Below are 13,408 nucleotides of genomic sequence, written 5' to 3'. Positions count from 1 at the left end.
CCCGTATTAAATTCAAGGCGCATTGATGACAAATCAAAACGAGAGTGTGGGTAACGATCAATCCACTGCATAGTGGCTTGACAAATTTCCTCTAACTTATAAATACGAAAGGTATCAACCACAACAACCGCCTGCTCAGGCTCAAGGTAACTGCGCACAATATTTTCACTCCACGCAGTTTGTGAGTAGTTTTGCGTTAAAAAATAAGTCAGATCAGAGTTATCTAATCCCGAACCTAAAGTGCTCACATTATTGCTGGCTTTTTGAGCAAACTGTGTAAGTGACTGACCACTGTTAACAATTTCTTCGCGTTCACCTGGTCCGCAACGACGTGTTGTGAATTTAACGGTGCCATCGGAACTGTAACATTTACGCTGAACTTTCCCAGCTTGGGCAAAAAAAGGTAATAAAAGAATGCTTATCGCTAGTAAAATCTTCATTGTTATTCTCAACTAGTACGAACTATAGGATTTTGCCAAATTTTTTAGGAACAAATCAAGTGTTAGCATGTTGTTTACATCAGTTTCACAACGATAAAACCAATAAAACAGATTAACTATTTGTTCTCAAAACGATTGTAATCAAAGATTCCGTATTCAATTTGTAAATTCTGTTTGGCTGTTTTATGCAGAATGTCGCTATAACGCCAAAAATCGGGATGTGTACGCCTAATTGCGAACTGAGCTTTGAGCTGAATGTAGTCTTTCTCTGTTTTCACCTTGCTAAATTGCGTTACAAACTCATTCACCTGATGCTGCTCAAGATAAAACAGCACCGCAGGGTAATCACCAATAAAACCATTTACCAAACTTGCTGTGTCTTCGCGCGGTGCACGCTGCGCACCTTCATTAAGTAAGCTTGAAATATTAAAGTGTGCATTATGATGCAGCAGACTAAAGGCTTTATGCTGGCCTTGTTGCTTAACTAAAATAAACGAGATTTGTGCAAGTTGCTGCACTGCCGCATTTGGCAGCGAATTAAGCTCCCCAAGTGCCTGGCTAATTTCATCATTTGCCAGCTCATGTCGCGTGTTTAACACCGCTGACAAGTGCTGCTTAATATTGCTATAAAGTTCCGTCTTTGGCGCATTAGTTTGATATTTAATGCCTGTTTCTTGGTTAAACTGGGCATTAGACTCTAAATGCTCAACTAAATTTTTAGGCGCTTTTCGATACCAATGATTACGTAATTTTTTACGCTCTTCTAATGGCAAAAACGCTAAGAAATTTTGCTCTCCTTCCATGCGTAAAAAGTCCATATATAGGCGTGTTACCAACTGATGCCCAACGTTACCGTACACATCAAATCCAGCCACCAGCAAATAATGAATGCGTTCAAATAAGCTGTAATCAAGTACCCACATGGTTTTTGGTGCTTGCCCAACTAACCCTTTAACTACAGTGGCACTATCAAAATGACGGAAAATAGTCAGTGCGGCATTATCATTATGCCCTTCACCTTGCCATAGCAGCGACATATCAAGCCCTTTGCCACCAGCAAACGACTCATTCATTTTCGCTGTTTTGCGCGCTAAAAACTTAGCTTGTAATCTGGCATATTTAACCCAACTGCTAATTGGCAGCGCATTACTTTGTTCCTCTGCCGGCATTGCCAATAAATCATCTACTTGATGAAAAAACTCATCCATATTGGCATTGGCAACACGTTTGGGTTCAACAAATGCCACCCAAAAGTGATCATTAATTACATTTAGCGCCACTTGGCCACGACAAACCGGCCCTTTAATAAAGCCCATAATAATGGTTTGAGAATGGTCGAGTAAAAATTGGTATTTCACTTCGGTCGGGATCTGAGCAAAGCTTTTAAATGGGTTGGAGGCAACATCTACTGCGTAGCTAGGCAATTCCGACACGGTATAATCGGTTGCAATAAACAGCTGATGTAATCGCGCTAACTCTTTGTTATTCAGTGCTAATGGAATATGGTTTTTCGCCAATATGCTGGCTTGATTGCGCTGTAAGCGATAATACACGCGCGCCACATTTGGCTCATCAAATGGCCTGCGTGTTGCAATTACATCAATTGGTTCGCCCGGTGGTGTTGTCGAACGCACCAGCTTATAAAAATGCTGCTCTTTAGCGTTACTGAAATAAATATTTGTTAAAAACCAGTGCTCATAAATATAGCGCGCCATAAGTTGATGCTTAGCAGGTGCTTGGTTTAAAAATGCTTCCCACTTTTCAACCTGCTGTGCAGTAAACTGATCCACCGGCGCTAAATTGGTCATTTTTGCGCCCTGCATTAACCAATGCTGCAGCACGTTAAATTCACTATCATCAATGGCAGGAAAACCATATGGCATACCCAGTGATGGTTGATGCTCAGCGACTTGCTGATAGCTTTCAATGCTGGCACAGGTCGCCGTTCTATCTAGCGAAAAATCATATTCATCACCAAGCTGCGCCACTTGTGGCAAAGGGTTTGATTTTTTTACAAGTAATGTATTATAGAGCAAACTTGCTGCAAGGTTGTTCGCAGGTGACTCGGGGTATTCGTTTAAAACCGGTGAAAAACCAAGTTCTCGCCATTCAGACGTTGAATCGGCATCAATAAATAATCGATGCGGCTTTGCTGCGACTAATCGCGTACCATCGTAAACGAGTTCTTTGCTAATGCCGCGATCAATACCGGCTGCCGATGTTAACTTTAACTGGCAAGGCGCATCATAACAGCCGTGACACACCACACAACGGCTTTCTAATACGGGTTTTACCGCACTCTGATAAAAGTGCCCATCACTGCTATGATGCGCAACTATTCGTTGTTTTACTGCAGGTTTGCCATATTTGTTATGCCAGTTATTGACCGCCAAAGCTGTACAGCCAGAAACCACAATTATGAAAAATAAAACAACGAACTTTTTCATTTACTCAACGTCCTCGTCATCAAGTCCTAAATCAAACTCAGGAGCAAATTCCAACCATGGTGAAATAAACTGTTGCTCGTTTTCGCTACAAACCATCACCGCTAATTGCGGGCCTTTTTTAAGGTGCAATTGCACTGATTCAATATTTGTCACTGCACGCTGCCAATCGGCTGTTACGTCGTTAAACGCGTAATCTGTTAGAAATACCGTATGTGTCTCTTCATCGGTAATTTTTTGGCACATTTCAGCCATTACCATTTCGGTAAGTGCCACTGAAACAAAAAACGCAGGTTCTGCGTCTTGCGTTATAGGCATCTCAGGCGCCAAAAAAAACACTGGAATATCTATATTTTCGGTCGCTAGCGTATCATCTGCCATATTGTTCTCGTATTAAATTTGGGTAATTGTCGATATGATAGCAAAATAGTTGAATTTTTTGGCGCTTTTAGCCATTGTGTTGACAATTTAGAGACATTTCTCAAGGAAATTTAATGACCAGTGTAATTGATAACTTCTTCTCAACTATTGGTATTTTATTACTTATACTCGCGTTATTAGCAGTGTTTGTTATTGTGATATTTAATACACTCGTTAAGTATCGCAATTACGTGATTAACGCTTTTGCACAAATTGATGTGCAGCTACACCGACGTCATGACTTAATCCCAAATTTAGTCAACACCTGCCAAGCTTACTTAAAACATGAAAGCAGTACGCTTGAACAAGTCACCAAAGCGCGAAATGCCGCGTTAAGTTGTTTAGAGCAGGCAAAACAAGCTCCAAACAATGGTGCACTGATTAAACAATTAGCTAACGCTGAAAACACCTTAACGCAGGCCCTTTCAGGTTTACAAATTACTATTGAGGATTACCCCGAATTAAAAGCCAATGAAACAGTAAAAGATTTACATGAAGAGCTGGTTTCAACAGAAAATAAAATAGCCTTTGCACGCCAGGCTTATAACGATGAAGTTATGCAATATAACACCTACAAACAAAGCTTTCCAAACAACTTAGTCGCAGCTAAATTTGGCCACAAAAATGATGCCAGCGTGTTAGAGCTAGAAAAAACCAGTATACGACAAGCCCCCTCTGTACAACTTTAATTAATGAAAAACTTTTTTCAGCAACAAGCTGCAAACCGGCGTGCCAGCGCTATGCTGGTTTGCTTATTTTGTATTGCCGTTGGCCTAATTGTGTTGCTTGCACAATGGTTTTTTGGTCTTATTTTCGATGCCCGAATAGCCAGTAACCTAAACCTTATTTTATACCAAGGTTGGGATGTATTTCGTGCACAAAATCCATATCAATGGCATATTCCATCAGCACTCATTACTGCAATACTTATTTTCACTACGGGCATTTATAAATACCGCCAACTGCGTACGGGTGGCAGCAAAATTGCTGAGCAATTAGGTGCAACACGTATACAGCCCAACACCTTTCATCCGTTAGAAAAGCAATTGCTCAATGTGGTCGAAGAAATGGCAATAGCAGCACGTACCACAGTACCTCGCGTTTACCTACAATTGCATCATAGCCAAGTAAACGCATTTGCGGCGGGTCATAATAGCCATAATGCGGTAATTACGGTAACCCGAGGTGCACTTGAAAAACTAACCCGTGACGAACTACAAGCGGTTGTCGCCCATGAATTTAGTCATATTGTTAATGGCGATATAAAACTGAATAACCGATTGGTTGCAGCTACCTTTGCTATTAGTTTTATCGGTTTAGCCGGTGAATGGATACTCGAACGAGCCGCCGCTGCGGGGCGTGGTAACGCTAAAGGCTCTGGTGGCTTGGAGTTGGTAATTGCACTTATGCTTATTTGTTACGGCTATATTGGCACATTAATGGCCGATTTTATTAAAGCTGCGATTTGCCGTCGCCGTGAATATTTAGCGGATGCCAGCGCCTGTCAGTTTAATCGTAATCCCGCAGCGCTCGCAGATGCGCTTAAAGTAGCCGCAGGACTTCGAAAGCCACATCGCAATGCTCACTTTCATCAATACAGCCATTTATTTTTTAATCAAATAAGAACCCCTTGGGTCAGTTCATTTTCGACTCATCCGCCAATTGTTAAACGAATTGCTAAGCTAGATCCAAGTTGGCAACCGCCAAGTGCTGGTTTTCGTGAAAGGCCTAGTGTTGCCAACTACCAAGCAATGCAATTAAGCGCAACACGCGAGTTTTTAACTGAAAACAGCACGCCTATAATCAATCAAACCATCACTGCCGATACCAGTCATTTATCAGACAAACTATCGCATTTAGTACACGACCCTTACGCGTGTTTTACACTTATTCCTCTGTTATTAATTAGTGACGAGTTTGAGTTACGAAGTTTACAACTAAATTGCTTATTAGCATCACACTACGTTGATGCATATACCCTTGATTGCGCCGAAAGCGAACTTGCTAAATTATCTGAAAACGAACGCTTTCAACTTATCGAGTTAGCATCGCCAAGTATTACCAGCCTAGGGGAAAAACAAAAACACGACTTCACTGAGTTGTGCTGGCAAATTGTTAAGCAAAAAAATCCAGCGCCTAAAACGAATACCAAGCAACGCAATCAGCATTTAATTACTTGGTTGTATTTAGAAATTATCTTAATGCAAGTCACTAAAGCGAAACGTACCCTTGCCGTTACCACTCGTAATAGCAAACAACTGATTCTCGCATGGCGGTACTTTGTGAGTTTAATTGCAGCGATTGGTCACGAATCTGAACATGAGCAAGAACAAGCGTTTAAAGCAACGTGTCAGCAGTTTAATATGAAAGGGTTGGAGGTAATTGAGTTTAATCTGTTTAATATTGAGCACGCACATCAGTTTTTTGCTGTACTCACTCGTTTACCACTGAAAAATCGCAATGCGTTTTTGCAAGCTATCGAGTTTACAGCTAAATGGGATAATCAATTAACCGAGGCGGAGCAAACCATGCTTTACAGCTTTGCGCTGTTACTTGATTTACCCAGCCCTGTAGAGCGTTAAATTACCAAGGCAACACTTCGCCATTCGAGTGCCAAAAAGTGCCTGTGTTATTTAAATTTAGCTCATCAATGCGCATAATTAAACGACTAGCGGCAAGCTTTGGTGTAATATCGCCAGCAAACCCTACCATTGCGGTTTGTACAAAACCTGGATGTAAAATTGCTAGGCTAATATCACGCGATGCAAGTTCAATCGCCATACTTTTACTCGCGGCATTAAGCGCGGCTTTTGACATGCGATAACCAATATATGCGCCTGAGCCATTATCTTCAATTGACCCCATACGGCTGGTGATCATTGCCACTTTGCTGCCAGCACGCAAGTTTGATTGCAGTGCATGTGTCACGCGGACTGGCGCAACCGCATTAATATTAATTTGCTGCTCTAGGTTCGAAAAATCCATATTGCTTAGGCTTTCATTATGAAACACCCCCGCATTATTTATTAGAATATCAATTGCTTGATCACCAAGTTGCGTTTGTAATTTGATAATATCATCTGCGTTTGCAACATCAACTCCCTCAATCACGTTTGCGCCACTTGCATTAAGTTTTTCACTTGCAGTGCGTACTACAGCAGTCACATTAAAACCTTGTGCAATATATTGCTCAACAAACGCAAGCCCAATACCACGGTTTGCGCCCGTAATAACCACGTGTTGTGTCATAATTTTTTCCCAATAAAAAAGATACCAATAGACATTGGTATCTTTTAGGTAAAATACAAGGTGTGTCTAGGGTCTATTAATCTTTAAAGTTTGTTTTTGCAACAAAAACCAATAGCCCCTAATGATTTGGTTACCAAGTGTAGTTCATTGTTAAGCTTACCGTTCTTGGGTCGCCTGGAAATAACTGACCGTAAGAATAACCACCAGTCCAATGATCTTTGTCGAGTAAGTTGTCAATTAATAAAGCAGCTTGCCACTTTGGTTGCGTAAAATAAACGCCTGCTTGTAAGATCGTGTATGAAGGTAATACAGCGTCGTCTGACGTATTGCGTTCATCAATAAAGGTTGCACCACCAGCAATTTGCCATGTGTCAGTCAGTGTATATTTACTCCACAAAGTCGCAGAATTCTTTGGTGCATTTTCTTTTTGCTTACCAATTAGCGTTGGGTCAGAATCTTCCGTAATTTCAGCTCGGTTATAGGCGTAATTTGCAATTACAAGCCAGTCTTCAGTGATTTGGCCGTTTATATCAAACTCAAAGCCTTTAGCTTGTTCTTCACCACGTTGGCGATACACTCGGTATCCTAACTCGGCTGAACGCTCTAAGTCTTGAACTAGTACATTTTGTTTAGTGATTTGATACAAAGACGTTGTTAGTAAGACTTTTTCATCAAACAGTTTTGTTTTATAGCCGACTTCGTATAAATAACTATCAATCGGCCCAAATGGACCACCTTGTTCCTCTGTATTTAAAAACGTTGATGGCGGTTCAAAGCCCGTAACCCAACTAGCGTAAACACTAGAGTCTAACGACAGGTTATATACAACACCTAAGCGCGGTAAAATATCGCTATCTGAACTCTCGTTGCCGTTAAGGTCTGTTAGTTTATAATCCTCACGACGTAAACTCGCAAGAATAGACAAGTCTTCAAACTTAATATGGTCTTGAATATATAAACCATTACTTGTTAGCCCTCCACCAAATTCAAACACATCACCTAAGTTGTAACTGTCTACATTAGGCTGTTGATATGTTGGATTCAAAATATCAAAAGTCCCTGCTGAGCGGCTCATTCTTTGCGAATTAACTTTATGATTATCAATATAATCACCACCTACAACAATATTGTGTTCGATATCGCCCGTGTATAGTTTGCCGGTTACATATGCTGTCACATTATCTGAGTCAGCATCAATATCGCGATCGGTATACCATACATTAAACACAGAATCAGAATCGGCAATGTAAGTTGCAGCTCGGTGCTCTACTAATTTTTGTTCACTGTCTAAGTGCATGTATTTAAAGCCGAGTGACCAATAATCATTAAAGTGATGATCTAGCGTCAAACTTGCTGAAAGCGATGTAGTATCAAGTTTATCACCCGGCTGGTTTGACGAGAGTGACATAGGGATTTTTGAAAGGTCAGTTGCTCCCCTAAGGTTTGGCTGCCCTCGGTCAAGTAAGCCCTTACTATCAGAGTAAACTACTTCAAAGTTTAATTTTGTGTCTTGGCCGAGTAAGTAAGTTAAGCTCGGTGAGAGCAATAAACTTTTATTGAAAATATTGTCTCTAAATGTGTCTGAATCTTCATAACCACCGTTAAAGCGATACAATAAATCGTCACTGTGAGCGATTTGCCCTGTCGAATCTAATGCGATGTACTTATCTGAATAACTACCGACACGCGCACTAATACTATGACGACTTTCCGCAAGCGGTTTTTTAGTAACGGTATTAACGGTACCACCAGGACTTGCATCACCAAAAACAGCAGAAGCAGGTCCTTTAATTACTTCAACACGCTCAACGTGGGCAATTAATGTTTGGTTCCAAAAGTTATTATGGGTACGCATACCGTTAACCCGACGATCGTCCTGACTGCGAAAACCGCGAATTGTGATATCGTCATAAACAGAATATTCATTTGCGCCACTAACAAAAGGGGTTACGTCATTAAGACGCATCATAGCTTGGTCTTGAATCACTTCCTTTGTTACTGCACTTATTGATTGGGGAATTTCTAAAATATCTGCTGCTGTGCGCGTTACTGAATAGCTATAATCGGAGAAAGTGAATTGCGAACTTCGACCTAAAATCTCAATTACTTCTATGTCTTTTAGATCTTTTTTAGTTTTTTGGCTGGTATCACTCGGTTCGTTAGCAAATACGATATGAGGTAACATTAAAATAGCTGATACAGCCAAAGCTAGGCGACTAAACTTCATATTAATCCTTAATAAAAAAACGTCGCGCAAGATTGTAAATGTAAATCATTATCACTACAATACTTTGAATTTCAAATTGATACACTATGTGAACTTCGTTTTATTGCGAGTAAGTGTAATAAATCGAAAAAATACAAATCGGGTTATTTCACAACAAACCAAACATTATTAAACGTCGCTTTAAGAATGCAAGGAAGATTACTTAATGACAAAAAAGCAATGGTTTAGCTGGCATAGTCTAAGCGGCGTGTGGTTTGGTCTAATATTGTTTTTTATTTGCTGGACTGGCGCTTTTGCAACCATTTCATATGAGTTAGATTGGCTATTTGATAGCAAGGTTAGAGCACAGCCACAAGCTCATAATGTTAGCTTAGGCGAAGCCTATCAAAAGGTTCAAACACAGTTTCCAAACGCACAAATCGGTATTGCATTTTCTTCAGGAGAATCTTATTTTGCACACGATTTTGTCGTTAGATTCAAAGGTAAACCTTGGCAACATGTTTACGTTGACCCCGTTAATGGAGAAGTTACCGGAGCCACTAGCTTTTTAAATATTCAACGTTTCTTTCGTGACTTTCATATGCATTTTTTCGGCATATTCGATAGTATCGTCTCGTACTATTTGGTACTTATTTTTGCATTACCCTTATGTTTCTCAACCGTAAGTGCCGTTTATCTATATCAAGGATGGTGGAAAAAGTGGCTACAACTTTCATGGAATGGCGATAGCCGCGCAAAACTAGCCAGTTTGCATAAATTTTCTGGTGTTTGGAGTTTATGGTTCGCCGTAATAATTTCGCTGACTAGTATTTGGTACTTGTACGAATTTGTACGCATGGACTTAGTCGATGGCAAAACTGCATTTACAGATGTTGGTAACTTCGCCATCAACCCTATAGCCGAGTTAGAAGCGCAAAATACGCAACCCTTATCAATTGTTACGCTAGAAAAAATAGCTCAAAATGCACGGCCTGATTTAGATATTAGGGCGATGAGATTCTCTGGTGGTTACTTTTATGTTGAGGGGCAATCAGATGATATCTTAGTACGCGATCGTGCCAATAAGCTTTACATTAATCCATACAGTGGTGAAGTTGTTTATAACCAAACAGCATCAAGCCAAGGGTTCTATTGGCGTTTATCTGATACTGCAGATCCTCTTCATTTTGGCAATTTTGCTGGTTTGTGGGTTAAATTAGCATGGTTTTTTTGTGGTATTGCGTTATCATTTTTATCACTCAGCGGTAGCTACATGTATGTAAAACGACAAAGCAAATTAAGACGAAAAGAATCACAGCAAGGGGTTAAAACGTCATTATTAGTTAGCTGCTGTTTACTCAGTTTGATTGGATATTATGCTTACAAAACCATTATGAGCTATGGCGTTGCAGGGCAAGCACCAAATTTACCAAGTGGCTCACTTTTATTCTTGTCGGTTTGGATTATAGTGACGCTTGCTATTATTTCGTTTTGGATTAAATCGCTACTTAGCGTATGTTTTACAGATACCAAATCGTTATATCAACTAAAAACATTTAGTTGATATAACGTAATGCTACTGAACTACATTTCAATCACAGATAAAAACCCGCCTTGTGGGTCGTTGATCACACTAAAACGACCAACATTGGGCACGTCGGTTGCAGGTACGCATACGGTACCACCCAGCTCCTCGACTTTTGCTAAGGTTTCATCACAATTGGTTACTTGGAAGTAAGTCATCCAGTGTGCTGGCATATCGCCCCACTCTTCATTCATTTCCAGCATGCCCGCCACTTCTTCATCACCTAACGTAAAAATGGTGTATGGCATACCATCCATATCTTCAACTTTATATTGCCAGCCGAATACAGATGAATAAAACTGTCTACTTGCCTCTGCGTCTTTTGATGCAAGCTCGTTCCAACATACACTGCGCGCTTCGTTTTTGATTTGTGAACCACAATGCTGATTACCTTGCCATATCGCAAACATCGCCCCGTTCGGCTCAAAGAACATCGCCATGCGCCCTGCATCCATAACATCATGGGGGCCAGCAATTACACGTGCACCTGCTTGCTTAGCTTTCTCAACCGTTTCATCAACATTATCTACCGCAATATAATTTAGCCAATGACTTGGTACTTTCTGCTCTAAACGCTCTGCTTCCATTTGGTACATAGCACCAATATCTTTGCCATTAAGTTGCAGCATGGTGTAATACAAATCATCACCTATCGGCTGATCATCATGTTGCCAGTCAAATAGTTGAGTATAAAATGCTTTCGCTGATGCCCAATCGCGAGAGCATAATTCCGTCCAGCAAAATGTGCCAGCTTGGTGCTTAGTGTAACTTGCCATGTCTTTTTCCTTATTGTTTGTCAGCTCTGTATTAAAGTTAACCAAGATATTCTAAAAAGCAATAAAAAAGCGAGGCTATTACTAACCTCGCTTTTACTCTAACCATTTAATTTTGTAGTTAAATTTTAAACCACTTTATCGCATTATCGAGTTCATCAGCTTGATGTGAAACCTGATTTGAGGCTTCAGAGTTAGCCAGTGAACTATTTGCTAATTCATCTGCATAGTCGCTGATTTGTACAATATTTTGGTTTATCTCTTGTGCCACAGTAGATTGCTGCTCAACCGCCACCGCAATGGTTGACGTCATCTCTGAGATTTCCTGAATATCGGCAATAATTTCAGCGAACGCTTTACCCGCTTTATCCGTTTGCTCAGCCGTTTCTAAACCTTGCGATTTACACAATTCAATACTGTCTACAATGTTCGCAGTGCTTGATTGCAAGTCGGTAATGATCTGCGTAATTTCTTGTGTTGATTCTTGGGTTTTCACTGCAAGAGAGCGAACTTCATCCGCAACAACCGCGAAACCTCGACCTTGCTCACCCGCACGCGCTGCTTCAATAGCTGCATTTAATGCAAGTAAGTTAGTTTGCTCAGCAATACCGCGAATTACTTCCATCACAGCATTAATTGCATTGCTCTTTTCACGCAGTAAATTAACCTGCTCAGCCGATTCAACCAACTGATTACTCAACAAAGTCATTTGATCAACGGTTGTTTCGATTTGCTTCTGTCCAATCGTCGCATTTTGTGAAACTGTATCCACGCGGTTTGAGGTTGTTTCAGCATTTATGGCAATATCATGCGCAACTGCACCCATTTCAGTTACCGCACTTGCTACCGTTTCAACTTCCGATTTTTGCTGAACCAGTTGTTGACCACTCGATTCCACTACTTGCGCAACACGAGTCGATTCAGTATTCACAATTTCAACCGAGTGATGAATGGTTTGTAGTACGGATAAAAACTTCGCCATCAATTCATTCACACTATCGGCCAACATCGCTAATTCATCATTACCGTGTTTGCGAACCTTAATCGACAAGTCACCCGAATGCGCAATGCGGTCAATATCTTTAATAACACTATCAATTGACGTTGTAACAGAGCGTGTGATGGTAAATAAAAAGCCAACTAATGCGAATGCCAAAATTAAACTCAATGCAATTTGCTGCACTTTAGCATCTGCATAGATATCTTCTTGAATAGCTTCTAACTCAACCCCTAGCGCTTCAAGTGATGTTTTTAGCTTATCTTCGGTTTCTGCAACTTGGCTCTTTAAACCTGTTGTTTGGTTAAAGCCAATTGCAAGATAACGCTCAGACGCTTTTAGAAAGGCATTTTGATACTGCTTTAATAAGCTGATTAAATTTCTATCATTGCTGATAAGTAGCAGCTTTTCTAACTCAGCAACTGTACTGTTGATACGCGCAATGTATTTTTTGTCGCCTCGCATAATGAAATCTTTTTCACTTCGGCGAAGTTGCAGCACTAACACACTCACATCAAGACGATTAGTCGCTTTTGCTTGTTCTTCTAATTTATGAACGGCACCGCGTAGTTCTTTGCGCAGACCCGCATTTTGGTTGTAACCATACTCAATATACAGTTCATCTAAATTGACAAAATCACGCTCTAGCGACGACAACATTTCTTTTGTATCAGCAAGCGCGCGTGAAGTTACATCAAATCTAGATAGTTTTTGTTGTAGTTTAGTTAAGGCCGACTCAGCTTCATCGACTCGATTTACCAATTCTTGGCGGAAACCTGATGCAGGTTTTTCCAAAAATTTAACTTCAATACGCAATGTATCTGCGACAGCACGCTCAGTAGCGATTAAATCTTCTGTAGCATCCACTAATACTTGCTTCTTCCCTGCAATATAAACATTTAATAACGTGAGAGCAGCCATTGAAACTACCGCGACCCCTGAAAGGATTTGCAACTTAGTTTTAATTTTTATGGCTTGAAACATTTTTACCTCTAAACTTCAGTGACGGTGGGGAAATTGTATACGGCTTGATTAGACAATTTATTGTTCTAACGCATATATGTTGTCGACTAAAAACAGCATAGCTTTAGAAAAATTGTAACATTTGTTTACTTGACGCCATTTAATACCGAAATTAGACACAACACAACCCGTTTTTAAAAAACTTATTTTTGAATCAAACACCTATGTTGCAAATGCAACAAATAAAAATAACTTTAACTAATGCTATTTTGCTATTTTGCTATTTTGCTATTTTGCTATTTTGCTATTTTGCTATTTTGCTATTTTGCTA

The 13,408-nt window shown here is 40.2% G+C and carries 10 protein-coding genes; 3 read left to right on the top strand and 7 right to left on the bottom strand.

Features of this window, described 5'->3' with window-relative positions:
- The 3 genes from ACHSBP_RS03470 to ACHSBP_RS03460 all read right to left on the bottom strand — a co-directional run.
- Nucleotides 1-440: hypothetical protein (locus tag ACHSBP_RS03470; protein WP_395388157.1), on the bottom strand; the 440-nt coding region annotated here is incomplete at its 3' end.
- Nucleotides 441-556: 116 nt separating this feature from the next.
- A complete protein-coding gene (locus ACHSBP_RS03465; RefSeq protein ID WP_010562195.1) occupies nt 557-2,887 on the bottom strand; it encodes a fatty acid cis/trans isomerase in 2,331 nt (776 codons plus the stop codon).
- Nucleotides 2,888-3,265, bottom strand: coding sequence for a hypothetical protein (locus ACHSBP_RS03460; protein ID WP_010562196.1), 378 nt, complete (start codon nt 3,263-3,265; stop codon nt 2,888-2,890). It lies immediately after the preceding gene.
- Between the two features lie 113 nt (nt 3,266-3,378).
- Between ACHSBP_RS03460 and ACHSBP_RS03455 the strand changes: the two genes are divergently transcribed.
- The gene (locus tag ACHSBP_RS03455) at nt 3,379-3,993 is read left to right on the top strand and encodes a LemA family protein (RefSeq protein WP_010562197.1); all 615 of its coding nucleotides are present in this window, start codon (nt 3,379-3,381) and stop codon (nt 3,991-3,993) included.
- Nucleotides 3,994-3,996: 3 nt separating this feature from the next.
- Nucleotides 3,997-5,886, top strand: a complete 1,890-nt coding sequence (locus ACHSBP_RS03450) for a M48 family metallopeptidase (protein WP_395388156.1) — start codon at nt 3,997-3,999, stop codon at nt 5,884-5,886.
- 1 nt (nt 5,887) lies between these two features.
- Here ACHSBP_RS03450 and ACHSBP_RS03445 read toward each other — a convergent pair whose 3' ends face one another.
- Both ACHSBP_RS03445 and ACHSBP_RS03440 read right to left on the bottom strand, forming a co-directional pair.
- Nucleotides 5,888-6,553 (bottom strand): SDR family oxidoreductase, encoded by a 666-nt coding sequence (locus ACHSBP_RS03445; RefSeq protein ID WP_395388155.1) that lies wholly within the window; start codon nt 6,551-6,553, stop codon nt 5,888-5,890.
- A gap of 130 nt (nt 6,554-6,683) precedes the next feature.
- Nucleotides 6,684-8,780: a TonB-dependent siderophore receptor gene (locus ACHSBP_RS03440; protein ID WP_395388154.1), complete on the bottom strand. Its 2,097-nt coding sequence runs from the start codon at nt 8,778-8,780 to the stop codon at nt 6,684-6,686.
- Between the two features lie 205 nt (nt 8,781-8,985).
- Between ACHSBP_RS03440 and ACHSBP_RS03435 the strand changes: the two genes are divergently transcribed.
- Nucleotides 8,986-10,323 (top strand): PepSY-associated TM helix domain-containing protein, encoded by a 1,338-nt coding sequence (locus ACHSBP_RS03435; RefSeq protein ID WP_395388153.1) that lies wholly within the window; start codon nt 8,986-8,988, stop codon nt 10,321-10,323.
- 20 nt (nt 10,324-10,343) lie between these two features.
- Here ACHSBP_RS03435 and ACHSBP_RS03430 read toward each other — a convergent pair whose 3' ends face one another.
- Together ACHSBP_RS03430 and ACHSBP_RS03425 are read right to left on the bottom strand one after the other, a co-directional pair.
- Nucleotides 10,344-11,120, bottom strand: a complete 777-nt coding sequence (locus ACHSBP_RS03430) for a VOC family protein (RefSeq protein ID WP_010562202.1) — start codon at nt 11,118-11,120, stop codon at nt 10,344-10,346.
- Between the two features lie 118 nt (nt 11,121-11,238).
- Nucleotides 11,239-13,098, bottom strand: a complete 1,860-nt coding sequence (locus tag ACHSBP_RS03425) for a methyl-accepting chemotaxis protein (RefSeq protein ID WP_010562203.1) — start codon at nt 13,096-13,098, stop codon at nt 11,239-11,241.
- Nucleotides 13,099-13,408: the final 310 nt, after the last annotated feature.

It is taken from the genome of Pseudoalteromonas sp. XMcav1-K (assembly GCF_044005875.1).
GTDB lineage: Bacteria > Pseudomonadota > Gammaproteobacteria > Enterobacterales > Alteromonadaceae > Pseudoalteromonas > Pseudoalteromonas spongiae.
This window is presented reverse-complemented; position numbering and strand designations above follow the sequence as displayed.